Source organism: Mesorhizobium sp. 8, from assembly GCF_006351905.1.
GTDB classification, from domain to species: Bacteria; Pseudomonadota; Alphaproteobacteria; order Rhizobiales; family Rhizobiaceae; genus Mesorhizobium; species Mesorhizobium composti.
In genome coordinates this window covers 3,745,861-3,768,774 of sequence record NZ_CP040914.1, presented here as the reverse complement: position 1 = coordinate 3,768,774, position 22,914 = coordinate 3,745,861, and the positions used below count along the sequence as shown (strand labels likewise).

General features: G+C 65.9%; 23 protein-coding genes. 16 read left to right on the top strand and 7 right to left on the bottom strand.

The window, feature by feature from the left end:
- Positions 1–20: 20 nt before the first annotated feature.
- On the bottom strand, positions 21–833 hold the full coding sequence (locus FGU64_RS18280) for an alpha/beta fold hydrolase (protein WP_139954467.1): 813 nt from the start codon (positions 831–833) through the stop codon (positions 21–23).
- A 247-nt stretch (positions 834–1,080) separates the two neighbouring features.
- Between FGU64_RS18280 and FGU64_RS18275 the strand changes: the two genes are divergently transcribed.
- The 5 genes from FGU64_RS18275 to FGU64_RS18255 are packed head-to-tail and all read left to right on the top strand — an operon-like array spanning position 1,081 to position 5,556.
- Positions 1,081–2,211, top strand: coding sequence for a thiolase family protein (locus FGU64_RS18275; protein ID WP_210239037.1), 1,131 nt, complete (start codon positions 1,081–1,083; stop codon positions 2,209–2,211).
- 2 nt (positions 2,212–2,213) lie between these two features.
- Entirely contained in the window at positions 2,214–2,609 is a 396-nt protein-coding gene (locus FGU64_RS18270) for an OB-fold domain-containing protein (protein ID WP_139954465.1), read from the top strand.
- Between the two features lie 21 nt (positions 2,610–2,630).
- Positions 2,631–3,362: a dienelactone hydrolase family protein gene (locus FGU64_RS18265; protein ID WP_139954464.1), complete on the top strand. Its 732-nt coding sequence runs from the start codon at positions 2,631–2,633 to the stop codon at positions 3,360–3,362.
- Complete coding sequence (locus FGU64_RS18260; protein ID WP_139954463.1) at positions 3,359–4,396, top strand: CoA transferase; 1,038 nt, start codon at positions 3,359–3,361, stop codon at positions 4,394–4,396. Before FGU64_RS18265 ends, FGU64_RS18260 begins: the two co-directional genes overlap by 4 nt.
- On the top strand, positions 4,393–5,556 hold the full coding sequence (locus FGU64_RS18255; protein ID WP_139954462.1) for a CoA transferase: 1,164 nt from the start codon (positions 4,393–4,395) through the stop codon (positions 5,554–5,556). The genes FGU64_RS18260 and FGU64_RS18255 overlap by 4 nt, the downstream gene beginning before the upstream one ends.
- Positions 5,557–5,571: 15 nt before the next feature.
- Here FGU64_RS18255 and gcvA read toward each other — a convergent pair whose 3' ends face one another.
- On the bottom strand, positions 5,572–6,513 hold the full coding sequence (gcvA, locus tag FGU64_RS18250) for a transcriptional regulator GcvA (RefSeq protein ID WP_180375567.1): 942 nt from the start codon (positions 6,511–6,513) through the stop codon (positions 5,572–5,574).
- Positions 6,514–6,783: 270 nt separating this feature from the next.
- Here gcvA and FGU64_RS18245 point away from each other — a divergent pair, with 270 nt between their 5' ends.
- The 11 genes from FGU64_RS18245 to FGU64_RS18195 all read left to right on the top strand — a co-directional run bounded on the left by FGU64_RS18245 (position 6,784) and on the right by FGU64_RS18195 (position 17,005).
- A complete protein-coding gene (locus FGU64_RS18245; protein WP_139954460.1) occupies positions 6,784–7,431 on the top strand; it encodes a glutathione S-transferase in 648 nt (215 codons plus the stop codon).
- Positions 7,432–7,433: 2 nt separating this feature from the next.
- Positions 7,434–8,606 carry a thiolase domain-containing protein gene (locus tag FGU64_RS18240; RefSeq protein ID WP_139954459.1) on the top strand — a complete coding sequence of 391 codons (1,173 nt, stop codon included), beginning with the start codon at positions 7,434–7,436 and terminating at the stop codon, positions 8,604–8,606.
- 3 nt (positions 8,607–8,609) lie between these two features.
- On the top strand, positions 8,610–9,014 hold the full coding sequence (locus FGU64_RS18235; RefSeq protein ID WP_139954458.1) for an OB-fold domain-containing protein: 405 nt from the start codon (positions 8,610–8,612) through the stop codon (positions 9,012–9,014).
- Positions 9,015–9,120: 106 nt separating this feature from the next.
- A complete protein-coding gene (locus FGU64_RS18230; protein WP_139954457.1) occupies positions 9,121–10,488 on the top strand; it encodes an MmgE/PrpD family protein in 1,368 nt (455 codons plus the stop codon).
- Between the two features lie 55 nt (positions 10,489–10,543).
- Positions 10,544–11,521: an enoyl-CoA hydratase-related protein gene (locus FGU64_RS18225; RefSeq protein WP_246671147.1), complete on the top strand. Its 978-nt coding sequence runs from the start codon at positions 10,544–10,546 to the stop codon at positions 11,519–11,521.
- A 25-nt stretch (positions 11,522–11,546) separates the two neighbouring features.
- Positions 11,547–12,257, top strand: coding sequence for a 3-oxoacid CoA-transferase subunit A (locus tag FGU64_RS18220; RefSeq protein ID WP_139954456.1), 711 nt, complete (start codon positions 11,547–11,549; stop codon positions 12,255–12,257).
- Positions 12,254–12,910: a 3-oxoacid CoA-transferase subunit B gene (locus FGU64_RS18215; protein WP_180375566.1), complete on the top strand. Its 657-nt coding sequence runs from the start codon at positions 12,254–12,256 to the stop codon at positions 12,908–12,910. Before FGU64_RS18220 ends, FGU64_RS18215 begins: the two co-directional genes overlap by 4 nt.
- Before the next feature lie 27 nt (positions 12,911–12,937).
- Positions 12,938–14,086 carry an ABC transporter ATP-binding protein gene (locus tag FGU64_RS18210; protein ID WP_139954455.1) on the top strand — a complete coding sequence of 383 codons (1,149 nt, stop codon included), beginning with the start codon at positions 12,938–12,940 and terminating at the stop codon, positions 14,084–14,086.
- A gap of 196 nt (positions 14,087–14,282) precedes the next feature.
- Entirely contained in the window at positions 14,283–15,245 is a 963-nt protein-coding gene (locus FGU64_RS18205) for an alpha/beta hydrolase (RefSeq protein WP_139954454.1), read from the top strand.
- Between the two features lie 280 nt (positions 15,246–15,525).
- Entirely contained in the window at positions 15,526–16,509 is a 984-nt protein-coding gene (locus tag FGU64_RS18200; protein WP_139955438.1) for an SMP-30/gluconolactonase/LRE family protein, read from the top strand.
- 37 nt (positions 16,510–16,546) lie between these two features.
- Entirely contained in the window at positions 16,547–17,005 is a 459-nt protein-coding gene (locus FGU64_RS18195) for a lipocalin-like domain-containing protein (RefSeq protein ID WP_139954453.1), read from the top strand.
- A gap of 279 nt (positions 17,006–17,284) precedes the next feature.
- On the opposite strand, the gene FGU64_RS18190 is transcribed toward FGU64_RS18195, so the two are convergent.
- From FGU64_RS18190 to FGU64_RS18170, 5 genes are all read right to left on the bottom strand, one after another.
- On the bottom strand, positions 17,285–18,238 hold the full coding sequence (locus FGU64_RS18190; RefSeq protein ID WP_139954452.1) for an oligopeptide/dipeptide ABC transporter ATP-binding protein: 954 nt from the start codon (positions 18,236–18,238) through the stop codon (positions 17,285–17,287).
- Positions 18,235–19,227 carry an ABC transporter ATP-binding protein gene (locus FGU64_RS18185; RefSeq protein WP_246671368.1) on the bottom strand — a complete coding sequence of 331 codons (993 nt, stop codon included), beginning with the start codon at positions 19,225–19,227 and terminating at the stop codon, positions 18,235–18,237. The genes FGU64_RS18190 and FGU64_RS18185 overlap by 4 nt, the downstream gene beginning before the upstream one ends.
- Positions 19,228–19,229: 2 nt before the next feature.
- Positions 19,230–20,162, bottom strand: coding sequence for an ABC transporter permease (locus tag FGU64_RS18180; RefSeq protein ID WP_139954450.1), 933 nt, complete (start codon positions 20,160–20,162; stop codon positions 19,230–19,232).
- Positions 20,162–21,076, bottom strand: coding sequence for an ABC transporter permease (locus FGU64_RS18175; RefSeq protein ID WP_139954449.1), 915 nt, complete (start codon positions 21,074–21,076; stop codon positions 20,162–20,164). The genes FGU64_RS18180 and FGU64_RS18175 overlap by 1 nt, the downstream gene beginning before the upstream one ends.
- 96 nt (positions 21,077–21,172) lie before the next feature.
- On the bottom strand, positions 21,173–22,714 hold the full coding sequence (locus tag FGU64_RS18170) for an ABC transporter substrate-binding protein (protein WP_139954448.1): 1,542 nt from the start codon (positions 22,712–22,714) through the stop codon (positions 21,173–21,175).
- Positions 22,715–22,914 lie beyond the last annotated feature (200 nt).

The window sequence follows — 22,914 nt, the reverse complement described above, 5'->3', positions numbered from 1 at the left end:
AAGGTGTGCATGAGGAATCCTCAATCGATCGGCGTTCCGGCGCGAAGCCCGGACCGGTCTGGCCCGAAGCCCTTGCGATCGAGGAAATCGAGCACGGCGAGAGCGACCGGCCGGGGCGTATCGATGGCCATGACATGGCCCGTATCGAGCACGGCGAACTCCGCTCCGGCGATCCGCGCGGCTATTCCCGCGACATGATCGGGCGGACGGGCGGTGTCGCGGCGGCCGGCAAGAACCAGCGTCGGACAGGAAACGGCAGCGAAAGTAGCCGCCATGTCCAGTCCGGCCAACATGCGCCAGGTGGCTGCCAGACCGACGGGATCGGCGGCCATGCGGATCTGCTCGTAACGCCGGCGCGGCCCGGACGGTTCGTCGGCGAAAGCGCTTCGTATCCCAAGGCGTTCGATCGCCTCGATGCGGCGCGCGGCCGCCGCTTTTCTGTCGCCAGCCAACACCGTGGCCGGGGCAAGCAACACCAAGGCCTGGAGTCTCTCGGCATGGAGCGCGGCAAAAGTTGCCGCCACCGCGGCGCCGACGGCCGCACCCACCACCGCAACGGGAGGCTCGATCCGCAGCGCATCGAGCAGGCCGGCGAGATCGTGCGCTGCATCCTCCACTGTCAGCGGGGTGCGCGGCTTCTCCGACAGGCCAGCGCCGCGCTGGTCGTAGCGCAGCACGCTCGAACGCCGCGCCAGGAGCGGTGCCACGGCATCCCAGCTTTCCAGGGCGCCGCCCATCTCGTGTACCAGCACGATCGTCCCAGCCCCCTTGCCGTTACCGCCAAGGGCATAACGCAGTTGAACGCCGTTGGCTTCGATCCAGCGCGTCGCCATCGCACAATCTCTCCTCGGCGCCGACAATGCCGTTCGGCGGATCCAGCGTCAAACGAAGGAAACTCGCCCGCCGTTGATCAATGCTGAGGCGGTCCGATTGAGGATTGCTCAATTGGGCTTTCTGTTAACTCGTTTGACCCCGGCGCCGTCTCGCGAAAAACCTGCCCCTGGCGCCTCTTCCGGTGGCGCGCCCACAAGCCGATCGCGCAGGACAGGCATGGTTGCATCACTTTCAGGAATCGCTTCGATGATCGGGGTCGGCCAGACCGACTGGGTCGGCGACCACGCCCGTGTCCGCGCAGGGGAGAAGCCGCACGATTCCTATGGCTATGCCGCGCAGGCTTTTGTCTCGGCATTGGCGGATTCGGGCATAGACCGCGCCGAGATCGATGGGCTTATCGTTGGCCCGACGACCGCCTACGAGCGTGTCGGCGAACTGCTTGGGCTCGACGTGCGCTGGGGCGGACAGGCGGATGCGATGACGGCGGTGATGGAAGCCTGCATGGCCATCCACGCAGGACTGGCCTCGGTGGTGGCGCTGGTCTACGGCAACGACCAGCGCTCCGCCCAGATCAACTACGGCGGGCCGGACGCGCAGGGCGGCGCCGCGTTCATGGCCTATGTCTACCATGCGCCGTGGGGTTTCACATCACAGGGCGCGCTCTATGCCATGATGGCGCGCCGCTATATGCACGAGCGCGGCATGACAGAAGCCGACCTTGGTGAAGTCGCGGTGGCGCAGCGGTTGGCCGCGTCGCGCAATCCCGGCGCGCTGATGCGCAAGCCGATCGGCATCGACGACTACCTCGCCTCGCCCTTCATTTGCGAGCCGCTGCATCTGTTCGACTATTGCCTCATCAACGACGGCGGCGTGGCGTTGATCGTGGCGGAGGCGGACAAAGCGCGGCGCATCGGCCGCGCACCGGTCTCGATCCGCGGCATCGGCCGTTATGACCTTAACCGCGGCGCCACCAGCCTCGAGCCGAGGTTGCTCGATTTCTACCATTCCGCGCAGAAAAAGGTCGCGTCGCAGGTATTCGACATGGCCTCCCTCGGTCCGAAGGACATGGACGCGCTGCAGATCTACGACAGCTTTTCGCTGCATATACCGCTGGCGCTGGAAGGCTACGGCTACTGCCCCGTCGGAGACGCAGGCCGCTACATGCGCGAGAACGGCATTTCGCTGGCCAAGGGCCTGCCCGTCAACACCAGCGGGGGCCACCTCTCCGAAAGCTATATGCAGGGCTGGAACCACCAGATCGAGGCCGTGCGGCAGGTCCGCGGCGAGGCCGGCGAGCGCCAGATCGAGCGTTGCCGCCATGTCCACTACAGTTCCGACGTCGCCGGCAAGGCGATCTCCATCATCTACGGTGCCTGAACATGGCTGACAGCACGCGCGTCATGACGCTCTACGACCGGCCGCTATGGGACAGCCTCGAGCGCCAGCACATGGAATTGCAGAAATGCAGCCATTGCGGCGCCTTCCGTTACCCGCCGGGTCCGGTCTGCGCCGCCTGCCATTCGCTCGACCACGAATGGACGGCCGTTTCCGGCGGCGGCGAAATCCTGTCCTGGGTGCGCTTCCATCGCCAGTATTTCGACGACCACCCCGTCCCCTATAACGCCATCGCCGTGCGGCTGGACGAAGGACCGATCCTCGTCTCGACCCTGATCGGGCCGGAACCGGAGAGTGACTGGATCGGCCGCCGTGTCGCCATCGCCTACCGTCAGCACCTTGACCGCAAGCAGCATGTCTTCATGCTCGCGCCGACGTGAACCCAGCGGCCGGAGAGCACAATGCACGAAAAAGACGTTTCCATCGTAACCCGGCACGGCACCATGCCGGCCTTCGCGGTCCATCCCGAAGGCAGCGGCCCGTTTCCGACCGTCATCCTATACATGGATGCGCCGGGCATTCGCGAAGAGCTGCGCAACATGGCGCGGCGCATCGCCGCCGGCGGCTACTATTGCCTGTTACCCGACCTCTACTATCGCCTCGGTACGGTCCGGTTCGACCTGCCGCGGCGTGACGAGCGCATGTCGGCGGTCGTCGGCGCGTGCATGCGCTCGATCGACAATGATCGTGTCAACGAGGACACCGCTGGCATGCTGGCCTTTCTCGACGGCGAAGCGGCGGCCATCTCCCAGCGCATATCGTGCGTCGGCTTTTGCATGAGCGGCCGCTACGTGGTCGCCGCCGCCGCGAAATTCGCCAAGCGTTTCGCCTCGGCCGCCTCGCTCTACGGCGTGGGCCTTGTCACCGAAGACGACGGCTCACCCCACAAGCTGGTAGCGGACGTGCCGGGCGAGCTCTATTTTGGCTTCGCCGAAACGGACAGCGCCGCCCCGCCAAAGACGATCGAGACGCTTCGCACGGCACTCGCCGCCGCCGGGACCCGTCACGACATCGACGTCTTTCCCGGCAGCGAGCATGGCTACTGCTTTGCCGCCGGACGTGCCTACCAGCCGCAGGCGGCCGAGGCGACCTGGGCAAAACTGTTCGACCTTTGGCAACGGACCCTGACATGACAGTGCCGCGCCCCTATGCGGGTTTGACCGTGATCGAGGCGGTTTGCGAAACAGCCGACGCCGCGCTGGCGCTGGCCGCCGGCATGGCCGGGCGCATTCTCGCCGACCTCGGAGCGCAGGTGATCGCGGTGACCGGCCGGAACGACGGGGTTGAGGAATCGACGCGGCTGTTCCTGTCGCACGGCAAAAGGACGGTGGCGCGCGGCGATGATCCGGACGCCGGGATCACCAAGCTGCTGGCATCGGCCGACGTCGCCATCGTCGACCACGGATTAGCCAAGAAGCTCGGCCTCGACGCGCTGCCACCGGTCCGCGCCGTGCTGTCCATGTTCGGCGGCAGGCTTGCCGAAAGCGATGGCCCGGCCAGTGCCTTCACGCTGGCGGCGCTCGGCGGGCTGCTCGCCATGGTCGGCGATCCAGCGCGCGAGCCGTTGCGCCTCGGAGGCCACCAGGAAGCCTTTTCGCTCGGCCTCAGCGCCTATTGCGGCCTTGCCGCTGCACTGGCGCGGCCGGGCCTTGCCGCAGCGCCGCGAACCGTCCGCGCCAGTCTGCTGGAAACGGTGATCTGGCTGAACTGGAAAGCCGTTCCGCTCGAGGCCGGAGCCGAGTTGCCGCATGGACGCGCGGGGGCCGCCGCCGAATGGCAGGTGCTGCGCTGCGCCGACGGCCACGCGGTGCTCGTCTATCAGGAGCCCGACTGGCCGCGGCTGACGGCGGCGCTCGCCGATCCGGCGCTGGAGGATTCGCGCTTCGCCACACGGCGGGAACGATTGGCCAACGCCGCCGAACTGGCCGGCCTCATCGAGCGGCGGTTCATGGCAATGACGCGGCGCGAGATCCATGACCTTGCGCGGCGCCATCGCCTGCCGCTCGGCCCGGTCTGGAATCTCGATGAAGCAATGCGCGATCCGCATAATCGCGCCCGCGACCTGTTCCAGCCGATCGGCGCGAACGCGCGCGCACCGCGTCTGCCGGTGGCCTGGCTGCGCGGGACGGCGGAAGTCCAGGGTTCAATGGAAGACGCCGTGCAATGAGCCTGCTTGAAGGATGCCTGGTGCTCGATCTCGGCATCATCACAGCCGGCGCGGCGACATCGGCCCTGCTGGCGGATTTCGGCGCCGACGTCGTCAAGGTCGAATCGCCGACCTATCGCGACCCCTTCCGCATCTGGGCCGGCGACGCCAGGCACGACGAGGCCGACATGCTGCCGCCGCTGTTTCGCGCCACCAACCGCAACAAGCGGGCCATCAGCATCGACCTGAAGCGAGCCGAGGGACGCGCCGTGCTGCTCAGGCTCGCGACCCGTGCCGACGTCATGGTCGAAAATTTCCGGCGCGGCGTCATGGCCAATCTCGGCCTCTCCTTCGACGCCCTGCGCGCGGCCAATCCCGGCATCGTGCTCGCCTCCGTCTCCAGCCATGGCGAGACCGGTCCCGACGCCGGCCACGTTTCCTACGGCTCGACGCTGGAGGCGCTGAGCGGCCTGGCCTGGGTCACCGGTTACGCAGGCGGCAAACCGGAAGTATCGGGCCGCGACGTCAATTATCCCGACCAGATCGTCGCGCTGTTCGCCGCCGGCATGATTGCCAGCGCGTTGCGCGCGGTGCGTCAGGGCGGCTGCGGCACCCATCTCGACATTTCCCAACGCGACCTCGCGGCCTTCCTGATCGGCGACCGCTTCGTCGCCGCCTCGTCAGGGCAAGCCGTATCGCGCCAAGGCAACGCCCAGGCGGCATCACCGTTGCAGGACTGTTTTCGTACCGCCGACGGGCGCTGGGTAGCCGTGACAGTCCATGCGCGGGACCGAGAACGGCTGGGCGCGGCGTTGCCTTCGCCGGAGCCGGCCTCGCCCGAGGCGTTGCGCGCCGCGATTACGGCCGAAGTCGGCTGCCGGACGGGCGACGACGCCGTGGCCTTCCTTACGGGCATCGGCCTCAGCGCCGCTCCGGTTCTCGACGGCGCCGGTGTGCTGGCCCGTCATGGCACCGAATGGTCGCACGCCATGCTGCACGAGCCGGGCGGCGTCATGGTCAAGGGTTTTCCCGTCCAGGTCGCCGAAACACCGCTGGAGATACGCCGCCCCGCCCCCGGTGTCGGAGCCCACACGCGCCAGATCCTCGAAACGGTCGGCGGCTACGGCGCGGCCGAGATCGACGCGCTGGCGGCGGCGGGGGTCATCGAGCTCGGCAGTTGACCTGCCACAACGATGTCAGCCCGAAGCCAGGCTCCTGCCATCGGGCAGCCGCGCGTTGCGCAGCGTCGCCTCGTATTCGACAGACTGCGCCAGGATCCAGTCGCGGAACTCCGCCAGCCCCGGCTTCTTCATCGCGTGCTCGACATAAGTGAGGTAGTAGGCGACGCCGTTGTCATGGATCAGATCGAACGGCGCCACGAGGCGGCCCGACATCAGGTCGTCGATCACCAGCACCATCTGGCCGATGGCAACGCCGAGACCTTCGACGGCGGACTGATAGGCGAGCGTCGAGCTTTCAAAATGCAGCCCCGTGGCGCCGTCTATGTGCCGTGCCCCTGCCGCGTCCAGCCAATCCCGCCAGTCGTTGTTGCGAACCATCGAATGCAGGAGGGTCTGCTCGGCAAGGGCCTCGATCGACGGCGGCGAGCCGAGCCGCTCGAGAAAAGCCGGGCTGCAGACCGGGATCAGCGCACTGCCGGCCAGACGGTGGACGACAAGGCCCGGCCAGTCGCCGGCGCCTTGCTGGATGGCGATGTCGATATCGCCCATCGAAAGCTGGTTCACCGGCATGGGCGACAGCGATGTCGCCAACTGAATCTCCCGCTTCGGGTAGAGCCGATGGAACAGCGGCAGGCGCGGCACCAGCCAGCGCAGCGTGAAAGTCATGGCGCAATGCACGCGCAGCGAACGCTCGCGATGCGCTCCCATCAGCCGTTTGGTCGCCCGATCGACCTGATCGAAGACGCCGCCCAACACGGTGACGTAGTCGCTCGCCTCGTCGGTGATGCGCAGGTCGCGGCTGGTGCGCTCGAACAGTTCGACCCCCAGCACTTCTTCCAGAAGCTTGATCTGCCGGCTGATGGCGCCGGGCGTCACGAAAAGCTCTTCCGCCGCCTTGGTGAAGGAGACGTGGCGCCCCGCCGCCTCAAAGGCGCGCAACGCGTTCAGCGGCGGCAAGCGGCGCGTCACCGGGCGACCCGCCCGACAGCATATAATTGAGGATTACTCAATTGCGCCCTTTCATTTAGTCGATTGACCCAAGTCACGATTTGGCTTTGCCTAGCGTGACAGTGCAGCGATCATGCTGCATTGTCGAATTCACGGCAATAGAAATTCGAGCTTTTTGATGAATTCCGTTGAGAAAAACGCCTCTGCGTGCCGTCCTTTGAGTGGGGTGAGGCGAAGCAAAATTCAACGGACGATTGATATTTCCTGAAGGTGGGCAGCATGAAGCTGTATTGGTCGCCGCGCTCGCCCTTCGTGCGCAAGGTGATGGTGGCGGCATATGAGACGGGAACAGCGGACGCTATCGAACGGATACCGGTCGTCATCATCTCCACCCAGCCGAACGATGCGCTGCTGGCGCACAATCCGCTCGGTCAGATCCCGACGCTGGTGACCGACGACGGTGAGGCCGTCTACGATTCGGCTGCCATCTGCCACTATCTCGATGTCGTTCTGGGCATGGGCAGGCTCCACCCGGCCGCGCCGCGGGCGCGCCTTGCCGCCGAGCGGCGGCACGCGCTGGGCGATGGGCTGAGCGCGCTTCTACTCAACTGGCTCAGCGAACGGTCGAGACGTCAGGCGGACCAGTCCGCCATGCGCATCGCCGCCGCCGGCAAGAAATTGCCCTATATCTTCCGCGCGCTCGAAGCCGAGATGACCGGTACCGATCCCACTGCCTTCGACATCGGTCACGTAGCGCTGGCCTCGGCACTGGGTTATCTCGATTTCAGGTTCGCGCGCGACTGGAACTGGCGCGACCGCCATCCGGCGCTTGCGGCCTGGTGGCAAGCCGTGCAGGAACGACCGTCGATGCGCGCCACGGCCCACTACGACGAACTCGCGGCATCCGCGCAAAGACAGGAGCGCTGAGGATGAGCATCAACGGCCAGGCCTATATCGTCGGCGCCTACGAACATCCCCTGCGCAAGGCGCCCGACAGATCGCTGGCGCAACTCCATGCGGAAGTGGCCTTGGGCGCCCTGGCCGATGCCGGGCTCTCGAAAGACGACGTCGACGGCTATTTCTGCGGCGGCGACGTGCCGGGCACAGGCCCGTTCTCGATGGTCGACTACCTCAATCTGAAGGTGCGCCACGTCGATTCCACCAACATCGGCGGCGCCTCCTACATCCTCCACCTCAGCCACGCCGCGCAGGCGATCGCGGCCGGCAAATGCGACGTCGCGCTGGTCACGCTTGCCGGCAGGCCGCGCTCGGAAGGCCAGGCCAAGGGCGGCGTCAAACGCACCTTCGACAACCCCGCCCAGCCGGACTATGCGTGGGAGACGCCGTTCGGCATGACCATCCTCAACGTCTATGCCATGTGCGCCATGCGCCACATGCACGAGTTCGGCACCACGCCGGAGCAACTCGCCTGGGTGAAGGTCGCCGCCTCGCACCATGCCCAGCACAATCCCAACGCCATGCTGCGCGATGTCGTCAGCGTAGAGGATGTGCTGGCCTCCAAGCTGGTCGCCGATCCGCTGCATCTGCTGGACTGCTGCATCATTTCCGACGGTGGCGGCGCCGTCGTGGTGACGCGACCGGAAATTGCCCGCAGCCTGAAACGGCCGCTGGTGCGGCTGCGCGGCACCGGCGAGGCGATCAAGGGAACGTCCGGCGGCGACATCGATCTCACCTATTCGGCGGGCCGCTTCAGTGGCGCCGCCGCCTTCGCCGAGGCCGCGATCAAGCCTGCCGACATCAAATACGCCTCGCTCTACGACAGCTTCACCATCACCGTGATCGTCCAGATCGAGGATCTCGGTTTTTGCGAGAAAGGAAAGGGCGGCACCTTCGTCGCCGACGGCAACCTGATCTCGGGCGTCGGCCGGTTGCCTTTCAACACCGACGGCGGCGGACTTTGCAACAACCATCCGTTCAACCGTGGCGGCATGACCAAGATCATCGAGGCGGTGCGGCAACTGCGCGGCGAGGCGCATCCGGCCGTCCAGGTGAGGAATTGCGATCTCGCGCTGGTGCACGGCACCGGCGGGATGCTTGGCACGCGGCACGGTTCGGCGACGGCGATCCTGGAGCGGGAGTAGACGATGGCGAGCCTGACCGAAGCGCTGGATCATCAGCCGGAGACGGGCGCATTCTGGGACGCGCTGGCGCAAGGCCGCTTCCTGCTGCGGCATTGCAGAACCTGCGAGCGGGCACATTGGTACCCGCGCGCAGTATGCCCCCATTGCGCCGGCACCGACACCGAATGGCGCGAGGCGAGCGGAAAGGGGCGCATCTATTCCTATTCGATCAGCCGCACCGTCCAGCCTCAGTATGCCATCGCCTATGTCACGCTGGCGGAGGGGCCGACGATGATGACCAACATCGTCGACGGCGACCTGGAGCGCATCGCCATCGACGCGGCGGTGGAACTGGCGCCGGGCCACAGCGTGGAAGGCACCGCACTTCCGGTCTTCAGGCTGATGTGCCTGGAACGGGACGAGGATTGATCGCGATCCGGACCGCGGCCAAAAAATCTCATCGGTCGTTGCGGACAGTTCGTTTGACCGGCCGAGCGCCGGCCGCAAGGATCGTGAAAACAAACGGGAGATCATCATGCCGGCACCGCTGTCACGTACCCTGGCCGAGTTCGCTTCTGCGCTGAGTTTCGAACACCTGCCCGCGCGCGCTGTCGAGGCCGTGCGCATCGGCATGGCCGACACCGTCGGCGTCATGCTTTCGGGCGTCGACATGCCGGTGTCGCGCCATGCCCTGGCCACCATCGGCACGCGTGGGCCGAACCAGGAGGCGCGCCTGCAGTTCGGCCGCGAACGCGCATCGGTCGCCGACGCCACGCTGGTCAATGCCGTCACCACATCGAGCGTCGTGTTCGACGACGTCGCCTTCGCCGGCTGCCATACCTCTACGGTACTGATGCCGGCGCTGCTGGCCGAGGGCGAGCGCATCGGCGCCAGCGGCCGCGCCGTCATCGCCGCCTATGCCGCTGGCTACGAGCCCTGGGCGCGACTTTCCGAGCGCGACCCCGACAGCTATTCGGGCAAAGGCTGGCACGCAACCGCCTGCTTCGGGGCGGTGGCCGTCTCACTCGCGCTTGCAAACCTGCGCGGCTTCAACGCTGCGACGACTCTCAGGGCGCTGGGCATCGCGGCCTCGATGTCAGGCGGCATCACCGCCAGTTTCGACACCGATGTCGGCCCCTTCCAGATCGGTCGCGCCGCCGCCGGCGGCGTGCTTGCGGCCCGCCTTGCCGAAGCCGGCATGTCGGCGCCGGTCGATGCGCTGGAGCGGCCGGGGCGCGGCATGATGGCGGCGCTGTCGCCGAAAGGCGCGGTCGATCTCGACACGCCGATCGGCGATTTCGGCAAAGCCTGGCGACTGGAGACGGTCGGCATCAACGTCAAGCAATATCCTTTCGGCAACATGGCCCAACGGGCCATCGACGGGGTACTCGACCTGGTCGAGGCACACGACATCCGGCCGGCAGACGTGGAACGGATTGAACTGCTCATCAGCGACGCACAATACGCGGTCATCTCCAAATCGCCGTCGGTCATCAATTTCGTGCCCTCGCACTCGGTTCCGCTGGCGGTCGCGGCGGCGATCATCGAGCGCGGCGTGACCTTCGCCGCGCTCGGCGAGCCCTTCTACAGCCGACCAGACGTGCAGGCTTTGATGCGGCGTGTCGAAACCGTGGCCGACAGTGCGATCGCCGCCGATACCCAGCCCAATCTCGGCTTCAGCGGCGGCGTGCGCATCCACCTGGCCGGCGGTCGGGTCGTCGAAGCGCCCAGCGTCGACTACGCGCGCGGCCACTGGACACGGCCGATGAGCGAGGAGGAACTGTGGCGCAAGTTCGCTTCCTGCGCGCAGGCCGGCAAACGCGACGCGGCCGGGGTGCGTAGCCTGTTCGAGAGCCTCATTCGGCTCGACACGGTGGAAACTGTCGCCGGGCTTGACGCCTAGCCTTGACAGTGCGGCGGCATGGTACGGGCATTTGCCTTTTCGTCGTCCGGCGAGCTTGTATCAAACCGACGAAATCCGGCAAAAGCCGGCCATTCATGGGCCAACGCGTCGAGCATGTTTTGCCTCCAGGATTGAGCAAAGCTCAATTGGTGAGCCGGTTAAGTCGTTTGACCCCCGGCTTCACCGGCCTTACGCCTTCAAAGCCAGCGGTTGCGCTGGCACCGGGAGAATCGTGAATTCCATGCCTGCCGCCGCCCCGTCCCTGCGCTTCAGCGTCGACGATCATGTCGTCACGATTGTCATCGACCGGCCGCAGGCAATGAACGCCATCGATCCGGAAACCGCCGAAGCGCTGGCCGGCGCATTTGCCGATGTCGCCGCCGACGACGCCATCCGGGTCGCGATATTGACAGGCGCCGGCGAGCGCGCCTTCAGCGCCGGAGCGGACCTGAAGAAGACCCTCGACCTCGGTGGACCTTACGCCGCACAGGCCTTTGCCGGTGCCGGCGATCGCGGCTTCGCCGCCGCGTTGGAATGCGACAAACCTCTGATCGCGGCGGTAAACGGCGTTGCGCTGGGCGGCGGGCTGGAGCTGGCGCTGGCCTGCGACATTCGCCTCGCAGCGCCCGAGGCCCGCTTCGGCTTACCGGAAGTCAAAGTCGGCACCATTCCCGGCGCCGGCGGCACGCAGCGCCTGCCACGCGCCATCGGCGCCAGCGACGCCATGCTGATGCTGCTTACCGGCGATACGATCGACGCGACCGAGGCGCTGCGGCTCGGCCTGGTAAGCCGCATCGTGCCGGCGGCCGAGTTGCTGGCGGAGGCAACGGCGCTGGCGCGCCGCATCGCCGCCAACGCACCGCTGTCGGTGAAGGCAGTGAAGCGGCTGGCCCGAAACGGCCGGGACATGCATCTTAGCGACGCGCTGCAGCTCGAGCGCTTTGTCTGGGGCTTGCTGCGCGACACCGAGGACCGCAAGGAAGGGCGTGTAGCCTTCGCCGAAAAGCGCGCGCCGCGCTTCCTCGGCCGCTGACGCACGGACGCCGGAGGGCAGGAGCATGATCGACAAACAGGTCGCAGACATGGAGGCCGCGCTGGCCGGCATCGGCGACGGCGCTTCGGTGCTCGTCGGCGGTTTCGGCGCGGTCGGCCAGCCCAACGCGCTGATCGAGGCACTCGCGCGCACCGGCGTGCGCAACCTCACCGTCATCGCCAACAATGCGGGCTTCGAGGCCGGTGCGGGCCTCGGCGTGCTGATCGGCAGCGGCGCGGTCGGAAAGATCATCTGCAGCTTTCCGCGCGGCTCGATCGCTTTCGACGAGCGCTACCGGAAGGGCGAGATCGAGCTGGAAGTGGTGCCCCAAGGAACGCTGGTCGAGCGCATCCGCGCCGCGGGAGCCGGCATCGCCGCCTTCTACACGCCGACCGGCGCCGGCACGCGACTTGCCGAAGGCAAGGAGACGAGGACGATCGGCGGGCGGGAGCATGTTCTGGAATTCGCCCTGCCGGCCGATGTGGCGCTGCTGCAGGCCTGGAACGCCGACCGCTGGGGCAATCTCAGCTATCGCGGCAGCGGTCGCAATTTCAATCCGGTCATGGCAACCGCCGGTCGGCTGAGCGTGGTGCAGGCGCAGAACATCGTGCCGCTGGGCGCCATCGCCCCCGACGAGGTGGCGACGCCGGGCATCTTCGTCCATCGCGTCCTGCACGTTCCCGATGGCGACCCACCGCTGGCGGCGACGGGCGAGAAGAAGGGAGCATCATCATGAGCGCCGAGCAAGCGGTCGCGCCGTTCGACCGGCCTACCATGGCGCGCATGGTCGCCGCCGACATTCCCGAAGGGTGGTATGTCAATCTCGGCATCGGCCTGCCGACACTGGTGGCCGACCACATCCCCACCGAGCGAGAGGTCATATTGCATTCCGAGAACGGCATTCTCGGAATGGGCCCGCTCCCGGCTCCGGGCGAAGCCGATCCCTGGCTGGTCAACGCCGGCAAGGAGAATGTCACGCTGGTCAAGGGCGCGGCCCTCTTCCATCACGGCGACAGCTTCGCCATGATCCGCGGCGGCCATCTCGATCTGTGCGTTCTCGGCGCTTTCGAGGTGGCCGAGAACGGCGACCTTGCCAACTGGTCGACTTCGGCCAGCGACAGGGTGCCGGCGGTGGGCGGCGCCATGGACCTCGGCGCCGGCGCGCGCAATGTCTGGGTGATGACCACGCACAGCACCAAGGCCGGCGATCCGAAGCTGGTTAGCCGCTGCACCTATCCGCTGACGGCGCTGCGCGCGGTCAAGCGTATCTATTCCGATCTGGCGGTGATCGACGTGACCGGCGACGGCTTCGTCGTGCGCGATATGGCGCCAGGCGTGACGCCGGCCGGGCTGCAGGAACTGACCGGCGCGAAGTTGCATTTCCGGTAACGGCCGGACGAGGATCGGGAGGAAACCATGGAAACGACGGCGGCCATCGAAGTCAGCGGCCTGGAAAAGATATTCTTCAACAGTCAGGACGGTCTTGCCGGCGGCATCCGCGATGTCGGCTTCCGACTGGCGCCCGGCACCTTCTTCACCCTGCTCGGCCCGTCGGGCTGCGGCAAGACGACGACGCTTCGCTGCATTGCCGGTCTCGAGCAACCCGACCGCGGCGGCATCCGCGTCGGCGCCGAGACGCTGTTCGACGATACCGGCGGCGTCAACGTGCCGCTCAACAAGCGCAACATCGGTATGGTCTTCCAGTCCTACGCCATCTGGCCGCATATGACGGTGTTCGAGAACGTCGCCTTTCCGCTGCGCGTGGCGCACGACCGCAAATACGGCCGCGCCGAAATCGAGAGCCTGACCGCCGACGCGCTATGCCGCGTCGGCCTCGATGGCTACGGCAAACGCTCCGCCACCCGGCTTTCGGGCGGCCAGCAGCAGCGCGTTGCGCTGGCCCGCGCCATCGTGCGGCAGCCGCGCCTGCTCCTGCTCGACGAGCCGCTTTCCAATCTCGACGCGACCCTGCGCGAGGAGATGCGCAGCGAGTTGAAGCGCCTGCAACGCGAGGTCGGCGTCACCACCATCTACGTCACGCACGATCAGTCTGAAGCGCTCGAAATGTCGGATCTGGTGGCCGTCATGGACAAGGGCCGCGTCGTCCAGCTCGACGCGCCGCGCGCCATCTATTTCAGACCTGCCAACCGCTTCGTGGCCGGCTTCGTCGGCGCCACCAATCTGGTGACTGGGACGGTTGCAGGCGAGCCCGACGGGCATGGTGTGGCACGGGTTACGGTGGATGGCGCCGGCGACATCGGCTGCCTGCTCAGCCAGCCGGTCGAGGTCGGCCAGCGTATCGCGGTGTCGATCCGCCCGGAAGCGATCTGCCTGACGCAGGCCGGCGCGCCGCAGCGGCCGGGCCATAGCCGGCTGAACGGCGAGGTCGAGGTCGCGGGCTTCCTGGGCAACATGACGCGCTATCGGGTGAAAGCCGCCGGAAACAGCCTGCAGGTCGCCGCCGGTGCCGAAACGACGTTCGAGAACGGCGCCGCCGTCTGCCTCGATTTCCGCGAGGACGCGGCGCTCGGCCTGCCGCCGGATGCCACCCTGCACACCGCTTGAAGCAACGCGATCCGGATCATCTCGCGAGGCCGGAAACAATCAAGTCTTTCACCCGCATCGCTGCGGTGCAGAATCGTGCTTATCAATATAGTATTAAAGTAGATCAATTCTCAAAACTGCTTGATTTTTACTTTGTTGCATTGAAGCTGAACAGGAATTCATAGTCCCGTCGTCAACAACGAGAAGGGGAATATGAATGTCCGATTCAGTCCATGAACCTGCAACGCCGCTTCGACGCCGCGACCTGTTCAAGGCCGGTGCCGCCTTTAGCCTCGCAGCGGTCGCGCTCGGCGGCACAACGACGACCGGCTTCGCCACCGCCACGCCGGCCGCCGACGAAGGCGTCGTGCCGATCCCCCTGCCCGAACAGGTGAAGACAACCGAGAGTCTCGTCGACGTCGGCGACGGCCATAGCCTCTGGTGCCTCGACAGCGGCGGCGATGGAACGCCCGTTGTGTTGATGCATGCCGGCACCGGCAGCGCGCTCGTCTGGGGTTACCAGACGCCGGTTTTCGCCAAGGCGGGATACCGTGTCATCGCCTATTCGCGGCGCGGCTACTACGGCTCGACGGTAGGCGACACGAAGAAGCCCGGCACAGGCGCCAGCGATCTGCTCAAGGTGGTCGATCGTTACGAACTGGACAAGTTCCATCTCGTCGGCACCGCCGCCGGTGCCATGTTCGCCACCGACTTCGCCGTCTCGCATCCCGACCGGTTGAAGAGCCTGGTGCTGTCCAACACCATCGTCGGCATTCGTAACGACGACTACCGGGCAATCTACAAGCTGCTCTGGCCCGATGAGTTCGATCCGCTGCCGCACGACTTCAAGGAGCTTGGCCCGTCCTACCGGCATATCGACGCCGAGGGGCGCAAGCTGTGGAACGAGCTCGAACACAAGGCCAAGACGGTGAAGATGGACAGCCAGGGTTACGACAACACCGTCACCTGGGATTCGCTGGCCGCCTGGAAGATGCCGGTGCTCGTCTCGACCGGCGCGGCCGATCTCTACACGCCGCCGTCGATGGCAAGGCTGGTGCAGTCCCGCATTCCGGGCGCCGAACTCGGACTGACACCGGACTCGGGCCATTCCTCCTACTGGGAGCGGCCGCACCTATGGAACGAGATGGTGCTGGACTTCATCGGCCGGCATAACGCCTGAGCGGCGTTCCCGGCGCACGGACCGCGGGCGAAGCGGCCGAGGCCATGGAAGGCTCCTCCAGCCCGGGGGAGCCTTTCCCTCGCCCGCGCACCGCCGGCGCCTTTCCATGCTGGAATGCCGATTGCTTCTCCTGTCGCCATCAATTTTGCTGTTTTCGCAGATATTGAATCTAAAAAAGGTTGAATCATCAATTTTCTGATGCAATATGGCCTCGGGTATCAACCCGAGGGGAAACATCATGTCAGGAACCAGCAGACGCAGGCTTTTGCAGACAATGGGCATGACATTGGCGGCGAGCACCATCGCTTCGCGCGCCCTTGCGGATTTCACCACCAGCGCCCGGTATCCGGATCCCGCCGTCAGGGCGCTCGATCCGAGTTTTTCCAAGTACATGGTCTTCTTCGCCGCCGTGGAGCAGGTCTACAGAGGCGACATGGCCTACACCGAGGGGCCGTGCTATTTCGGCGACTATCGGTTCCTCCTGTGGACCGAGATCCCGAGCAACCGCATCCTCAAATGGGACGAGACGACGGGCAAGGTTTCCGTCTTCCGCGAGCCTTCGAACTACGCCAACGGGCTGACGCGTGACAACCAGGGCCGTCTGATCGCCGCCGAGCATGGCCGCAAGGTGACGCGGACGGAATATGACGGATCGATCACCGTTCTTGCCGACAGCTTCGAGGGCAAGCCGCTCAATTCTCCCAACGATGTCGTCGTCGCCAGCGACGACAGCGTCTGGTTCACCGACCCGCCCTTCGGCATCGCCGGCAACTTTTCCGGCGTGAAGGCCAAGTCCGAACTGCCGAACAACGTCTACCGGATCGACCCTGCCTCGGGCGCGATCACGGTGGCGGCGGGCGATGTCAAGGCGCCGAACGGCCTGTGCTTCTCGCCCGACGAAAAGCTGATGTATGTCGTCGATTCCGCCGCCAAGCCGGTGACGATCCGCGCCTATGACGTTGCCGCCGACAAAAAGAGCCTGTCGAACGGCCGCGTGTTCTTCACCTGCGGCGAGGGCGAGGCGCCGGACGGCATTCGCTGCGACGTCGACGGCAATGTCTGGGCGGCCTATGGCGCGGTCAAGCCAGGCTGGGACGGCGTGCTGTGCATCGATCCGGGCGGCAAGGCGATCGGCCATATCGGCCTGCCGGAACGCGCCGCCAACCTCACATTCGGCGGCCCCAAGCGCAACCGTCTTTACATGACGACGGGCCGCGCGATCTATTCGCTTTATGTCAACACACAGGGCGCGACGGGGGCGTGATCACACATCGAGCCCCGGCCCGACGGAGGAGTAAAAGGTGACGGAACTGGATCAAGTCGAGGCGAGAAAGCCGCTGGTCTCCACCTGGCGACTGGTCAGCCACAAGCAGGAGGACATGGAAACCGGCGCCGTCACCTATCCGCGCGGACCCAATCCGCGCGGCCTTGTCACCTATACTGGCGATGGCCGGTTCTCGATCCTCAACGTACCCGGCGAGCGGAAGGCCCCCAAAGGCCTTTCGCCCACCGACGAGGAGGCGCTGGCGCTTTTCAAGGGGCTCACAGCCTATGCCGGAAACTACGTCGTTACCGGCCCGGATTCGCTGATCCATCGCACCGAGATCGCCTGGAACGAAGCCTGGTCGAACACCGACCAGCCACGCCGTTTCAAGGTCGAAGGCGACACGCTGACGCTGATCGCGGGGCCGTCGAACAACCCCTGGGACGGCCGCATCGTGCGCGCAACCCTGACCTGGGCGCGCATCGTCACGCAATAAACCCGTCTTCAGGGTGGCGCGGAAACACTGAAACCATCCTCCTTGCTTCACGCAATTGCGGACAGAAATCGCGAATTGCTTTGGCGGCATCCTCCCGACGAATTGCGCACGGCATGCGGCCTCATCGCCGCGTGCCGCTTTTTCGTCTGAGCCGACCGCCAGGACACAGCGAGGCAGCCTGAAAGCGCATCACGATCGCCAGGATCGGCTCGCTGCGTTCTGGATTCCCGTTCTTGCGCATGTCTCCCGAAACCGATTCCCGCCTTCGGGAGACATGCTTCATGCCGGTGGATGGTGGCAGGCCGCCTCGCGCCCGTCGACCGGGGTCAGCAGCGGCGTCCGCGCCGCGCAGATGTCGCTGGCGAAGGCACAGCGCGGATGGAACGAGCAACCGGACGGCGGCGAAACCGGGCTGGGAAAGTCCGCCTTCAGGTTCAGTTCCGGCAGCCCCTTGCCATGTCCGGGCAGAAGCATGGCGCGCAACAACTCGCGCGTATAGGGGTGGCGCGGCCGGTTGAAGACGGCATCCGTCTCGCCGATCTCGACGATGCGACCGAGATACATCACCGCCACCCGGTCGGCGAGATGGCTGACGACGGCCAGATTATGGCTGATGAGCACCATCGTCAGCTTGAAGGTCTTGTGCAATTCGATGAGCAGATTGAGGATCTGGGACTGCACGGAAACGTCGAGCGCCGAGGTCGGCTCATCGCAGATCAGTATTCTGGGCTCCCCGATCAGGGCGCGAGCAATGGCGACGCGCTGGCGCTGGCCGCCGGAAAGTTGCATCGGATAGGCGTGGACGAGATAGCGCGGCAAGCCGACGGCATCCATCATCCTCGCCACCGCCGCAGCGCGCGAGCGGGCGTCGCCCCAATTGCGGATTTCGAGCGGCGCGGCGATCGCGGCCGATACCGTGGCGCGCGGATTGAGCGAGGAATAGGGATCCTGGAAGATCGGCTGGATCAGCCTTGCCCGCTCGCGTGGCGAAAAGGCGGAAATGGCGCGGCCGCCGATGCTGACTTCGCCCGCGCTCGGCTGTTCTATGCCGAGCAGCAGCCTCGCCAGCGTGGACTTGCCGCAGCCCGATTCCCCGACCAGGCCGAGGATCTCGCCCTCGGCGATGTCGAGTTTGATGCCGCGCAACGCCTTCAGCACCGCCGGTTGCCTGAAGGGCGAACCCGGATGGAGAACATAGGAGCGCTCGACCTCCCTGACGGCAACGAAACTCATGCCGGCTCGACCTTTCTCGATTGCCGTGCCCCGGCGAGAAGGCAGCGCACGGAGCGGCCGCCGTCATGGGCGGCAAGCCCGACCCGGCTCTGGCGGCAGGCCGGCTCGACATGGGGGCAGCGGTCGGCGAAATTGCATGCCGTCAGTTCGCCGACCGGCCGCGGCACCGTACCCGGAATATAGCCTAGCGTCGTACGCCGCGCCGTCTCGCCCGGCGTCGGGATGCAATCAAGCAGGCCCTGTGTATAGGGATGGCCCGGCGACGTCAGGATTGCGCCGGCCGCGCCCGTCTCGACTACCTCGCCGCCATACATGACGGTGATGCGGTCGGCGATGCCGGCGACCACGCCGAGGTCGTGGGTGATAACGACAAGGCCGACCGAGGTTTCCTTCTGAAGATCGGCTAGAAGCCTTAATATTTGCGCCTGGATGGTCACGTCGAGCGCGGTTGTCGGCTCGTCGGCTATGATGAGGTCCGGCTGACACAGCAGCGCGGTGGCGATCATCATGCGCTGCCGCAGCCCGCCCGAAAGCTGGTGCGGATATTGGCCCAGACGATCCTCCGGCGCCGAGACGCCGACGCGGCCGAGCATGGCCGCCATGGCACGCGGTGCGGCACTTTCAGGCCGGTGGCGGCGCACGATCTCGGCAATCTGGTCGCCTATGCGGTAGCAGGGGTCGAACGCGGTCATCGGGTCCTGGAAGATCATGGCGATGCGCCGGCCGCGCAGCCCGCGCCATTGCCGCTGGTTGAGGCCGATGAGCGAGGCGCCGTCGAAATCGATCCGCTCGGCCGACAGGCGCGCCTTGCGCGGCAGCAGACCGAGGATCGCCTGCGCGGTCATGCTCTTGCCGCAGCCGGACTCGCCGACGATCGCCAGCGTCTCGCCGCGCTCGACCGACAGGTCGACGCCACGCACCGGATGAAGCAGCCCGCCATCGGTGGCGATCGAGATCCTGAGGCCGCGGACATCGAGCAACGGAGCCATCGTCACGCCTTTCCGTCCGGCGCGGTGATGTCGCGCAGCGCGTCGCCGAGCAGGTTGATGGAGAGCACCAGCGCTGCCAGCGCCGCGCCCGGAATGGCGATCAGCCACGGCCTGAACAGGAACTGGCTCTTGGCCTCGGCGATCATCAGGCCCCAGGAAGTCAGTGGCGGCAGCACGCCGAGCCCGAGAAAGGAAAGGGTCGATTCCAGCAGGATGGCGCGGGCCAGTTCCAGCGTGCACACCACGATCAGCGGCGCCATGATATTGGGCAGCAGTTCACGCAGGAAAATGCGGGGCGTCGACGCCCCAAGGGCCTGTGCTGCGGTGATGAAGTCGCGGCCGGCCAATTGCTGCGTCGTCGCGCGTGTGACGATGACCAGCCGGTCCCACATCAGCCCGCCGATCACCAGCACCAGGAGCGGCAGCGATTGCCCGAGAACCGCGACCGCGACGAGCGCCACCAGCACGACCGGCAGGGTCAGCCGGATGGTGAGAATGAAATTGACGGCAAGATCGACCATGCCGCCATAGTAGCCGGCGGCAACGCCGAGCATCACGCCGATCAGCGTCGACATCAGGATGGTCAGGCAGCCGATCAGCAGCGAGATGCGCCCGCCATAAACCAGCAGCGCGAGGTAGTCGCGCCCGAGATGGTCGGTGCCGAGCGGATGTTCCCACGTTCCGGCGGCGTGCCAGACCGGCGGCGCGAGCCTGAGGGACAGGTCCTGCGCGGCCGGGTCGGCGCCGGTGACGAGCGGTGCGAAAACGATCGCCAAGAGGATGACGCCGAGCATGACGCTGCCCAGCCAGAAACCCGAATGGCGCAGCGCGCGCCGCAGCGCCAGCCGGCCGGGCGTCGGCAGGCGGTCCGGCTCGCGTGGAGTGGCCGAGAGCGTGCCGGTCATCACCTGTTCCTCCCCTGCGACGCCGCTCATCAGACCCTGATCCTTGGATCGAGCGCCGCGTTGAGAAGGTCGCCAACCAGCGAAAGCACCGCGTAGCTCGCGGCCACGACCAGCAGGATCGCCTGGATGACCTCGACGTCATAGCGGCGGATCGACAGCCAGGCGAGGTTGCCGATGCCGTCTATGGAGAACACCGCCTCGATGACGACCGAGCCGCCGAGCATGTAGCCGAACTGGACCGAGGCCACCGCGACCACCGGGATGATGGCATGGCGCAGCCCGTGGCGCACGATCGTCTGCCACGGCGAAAGGCCGTAGGCGCGCGCCGTCCTGACGTGATCGGATTGCAGCACGTCGATCATGCCGGAGCGGGTCAGCCGCATGATCGCCGGCGAGGCGTAGTAGCCGAGCGCCACCGCCGGCAGGATATAGTGCGCCGGGGTGGCATTGCCCGAGATCGGCAACCAATGCAGCATCACGCCGAAGACGAAGATAAGCGCGATTGCCGACAGAAAGGACGGCATGGACTGCCCGATCACGGAAACGACCAGCGCGAGACGGTCGACGACCGAGTTCGGCCAAAGGGCCGCGACCACGCCGAGCGGAATGGAAAGCGCAAGCGCGAAAGCCAGCGCAAGAACACCGAGCACGGCCGTGACCGACAGGTGCCTTACCAGAATCGGTGCGACATCCTCCTTGAGATAATTGGAGCGGCCGAGATCGCCCCTGAGCACGTCGCCCATCCAGCCGAGATACTGCACGGCCAGCGGTCTGTCGAAGCCGTACAGGCGCCGGATCTGCTCGATCTGCTCGGGCGACGCCTTCTCGCCGGCCATCGCGACTGCGGGATCGCCGGCCATATGAACGAGCGAGAAGGCCAGGATGGACGTGACGACCAGAACCAGCGCGGTCACCATAAGACGCTTGCCGATGAATGCGATCATTGCAGACTCCAGGGCTGCGTCAGGAAGACACCACCGCGCCCGGTTCATCCTGTCCGGCGCCGTGCGCCGGACAGGATACGAGTGAGGATCAGCCGGTCATTTCCACCTTGCAAGGTAGAAGTGAGCGATTTCGTCGGGCGTCACCTGATAGTCCAGGTCCTTGGAAAAGGCATAGCCGCGACCATAGGTATAGAGCGGCACGGCATAGGCCTGATCGGCGATCCGCTTCAGCGCCTGGGCATAGAGGTCCTTGCGCTTGTTCGGATCCATCGAGGTATCGGCCGCTACGAGCAGATCCCTCACCTTTTCATCGCGAGCGTAATCGTCGACGCCGAATTTGAAATAGAGGCTGACAGACGCGGAGGCGTCCATCATGCCCTGCGAACCCCAGGTCAGGTTCGCCATCGGCACCTTTCCGTCGATGATGAGCGGTCGCAGCGCGACGTTCTGGATGAACTGGAAATCCGGCTCTATGCCGACGGCCCTCAGGTAAGCGAGCACGGCCTCCGCATAGCGCTTGTCGCGGTAAGCATAGAAGGGCAGCTTCAACCCGTCCTTGAAACCCGCTTCGGCAAGCAATGCCTTGGCCTTTTCCGGATCATAGTCGTACTGCGTGACGTCTTCGGTGCAGCCGACCTGGGCGGGATAGCACATGGACTTCAGCACCGCCGACGAATTGCCGACGAGGTCGGCCAGCGCCTTGCGGTCGACAGCGTGGGCGATCGCCTGCCGCACCCTAACGTCCTTCAGCGGCGTATCGCCGGAGCGCCCGGCGGCGTCGAGCATCAGGAAGCCCATACGCGTGGTCGGCGCGGCGGCGACGGTGACGCTGCCGAAGCCGCCGAGCTGGTCCATGTTCTCGGGCGGCACGCCCCAGATCCAGTCGACGGACCCGGCAAGCAGCTCGGCGACCTGAGCCTCGGGATCGCTGATCGTGCGGAACACGATCGTGCCGATCTGCGGCTGGCCCTTCGGGCTGTCGGCATAGTAATCGGGATTCTTCTCCCAGGTCGCGGTGCGGCCGGGCTCGAAGTGGGTCAGCTTGTAGGGGCCGGCACAGACCGGCTCCACCGCTCCCCAGTCGCGCCGGGTCTTGTCGCCTGCCGTCACTTCAGGCGCCGAATCCCAGTGACCGGACGGATAGATCGGCGTGTTTCCCGACAGGTATTCAAGCGCTGCCGGCGTCGGCGCCTTGGCATGGATGCGCACCTTGAGAGGTCCCAGCGCCTCGACGCTTTCGATCCAGTCTACGGTGAGACGGACGTTGATGCCGCTGTCGGGCTTGATGACATGATCGAAGGTGTAGACGACATCGCCGGAGTCGAGATCCGTCCCGTCGGTGAACTTGATGCCTTCGCGCAGGTCGATGTCCAGCGTCTTGTCGTCGGCCCAGTTGTAGGATTTGGCAAGAAGGGGCTTGTACTCATTGGTCTTGGGATCGCGGAACATGAGCGAGTCGCAATTGTAGAGCGACGCAATCACGACCTCGCGCAAACCCTGGTAGTAGATGTCGAAGGTATCGATCTCGGTACCCGTCGCCCAGGTCAGCGTATCGTCGGCCTTTGCGGCACGGCTCTCCGTTGCCGTGCCGGCGACCAGGGCCGCGCACATGGCGGCATATGCAATGTATCTGCGCATTGGTTTCCTCCCCAATGTATGAAGCGGCTGCCGACCGGCGGCTCTCCCGCCATGCGGCCATTCGCTCGCTTCGTCTGCCCGTTCCCTTCGCGGCCCTCGCCGAGCGCGGCACCGTCATCGTGGCTGCAAAACGATTCTGTCAAATCCTCCAAAATTGTCAAATATTTTTGCGTATTACGCCATACAAACATTCAAACAAT

Excerpts from the sequence above, each read along its gene's own strand:
- FGU64_RS18280 (WP_139954467.1), bottom strand. The coding sequence starts at position 833 with ATGGCGACGCGCTGGATCGAAGCCAACGGCGTTCAACTGCGTTATGCC.
- FGU64_RS18275 (WP_210239037.1), top strand. The coding sequence starts at position 1,081 with ATGATCGGGGTCGGCCAGACCGACTGGGTCGGCGACCACGCCCGTGTC.
- FGU64_RS18270 (WP_139954465.1), top strand. The coding sequence starts at position 2,214 with ATGGCTGACAGCACGCGCGTCATGACGCTCTACGACCGGCCGCTATGG.
- FGU64_RS18265 (WP_139954464.1), top strand. The coding sequence starts at position 2,631 with ATGCACGAAAAAGACGTTTCCATCGTAACCCGGCACGGCACCATGCCG.
- FGU64_RS18260 (WP_139954463.1), top strand. The coding sequence starts at position 3,359 with ATGACAGTGCCGCGCCCCTATGCGGGTTTGACCGTGATCGAGGCGGTT.
- FGU64_RS18255 (WP_139954462.1), top strand. The coding sequence starts at position 4,393 with ATGAGCCTGCTTGAAGGATGCCTGGTGCTCGATCTCGGCATCATCACA.
- FGU64_RS18245 (WP_139954460.1), top strand. The coding sequence starts at position 6,784 with ATGAAGCTGTATTGGTCGCCGCGCTCGCCCTTCGTGCGCAAGGTGATG.
- FGU64_RS18240 (WP_139954459.1), top strand. The coding sequence starts at position 7,434 with ATGAGCATCAACGGCCAGGCCTATATCGTCGGCGCCTACGAACATCCC.
- FGU64_RS18235 (WP_139954458.1), top strand. The coding sequence starts at position 8,610 with ATGGCGAGCCTGACCGAAGCGCTGGATCATCAGCCGGAGACGGGCGCA.
- FGU64_RS18230 (WP_139954457.1), top strand. The coding sequence starts at position 9,121 with ATGCCGGCACCGCTGTCACGTACCCTGGCCGAGTTCGCTTCTGCGCTG.
- FGU64_RS18220 (WP_139954456.1), top strand. The coding sequence starts at position 11,547 with ATGATCGACAAACAGGTCGCAGACATGGAGGCCGCGCTGGCCGGCATC.
- FGU64_RS18215 (WP_180375566.1), top strand. The coding sequence starts at position 12,254 with ATGAGCGCCGAGCAAGCGGTCGCGCCGTTCGACCGGCCTACCATGGCG.
- FGU64_RS18210 (WP_139954455.1), top strand. The coding sequence starts at position 12,938 with ATGGAAACGACGGCGGCCATCGAAGTCAGCGGCCTGGAAAAGATATTC.
- FGU64_RS18205 (WP_139954454.1), top strand. The coding sequence starts at position 14,283 with ATGTCCGATTCAGTCCATGAACCTGCAACGCCGCTTCGACGCCGCGAC.
- FGU64_RS18200 (WP_139955438.1), top strand. The coding sequence starts at position 15,526 with ATGACATTGGCGGCGAGCACCATCGCTTCGCGCGCCCTTGCGGATTTC.
- FGU64_RS18190 (WP_139954452.1), bottom strand. The coding sequence starts at position 18,238 with ATGAGTTTCGTTGCCGTCAGGGAGGTCGAGCGCTCCTATGTTCTCCAT.
- FGU64_RS18185 (WP_246671368.1), bottom strand. The coding sequence starts at position 19,227 with ATGGCTCCGTTGCTCGATGTCCGCGGCCTCAGGATCTCGATCGCCACC.
- FGU64_RS18180 (WP_139954450.1), bottom strand. The coding sequence starts at position 20,162 with ATGAGCGGCGTCGCAGGGGAGGAACAGGTGATGACCGGCACGCTCTCG.
- FGU64_RS18175 (WP_139954449.1), bottom strand. The coding sequence starts at position 21,076 with ATGATCGCATTCATCGGCAAGCGTCTTATGGTGACCGCGCTGGTTCTG.
- FGU64_RS18170 (WP_139954448.1), bottom strand. The coding sequence starts at position 22,714 with ATGCGCAGATACATTGCATATGCCGCCATGTGCGCGGCCCTGGTCGCC.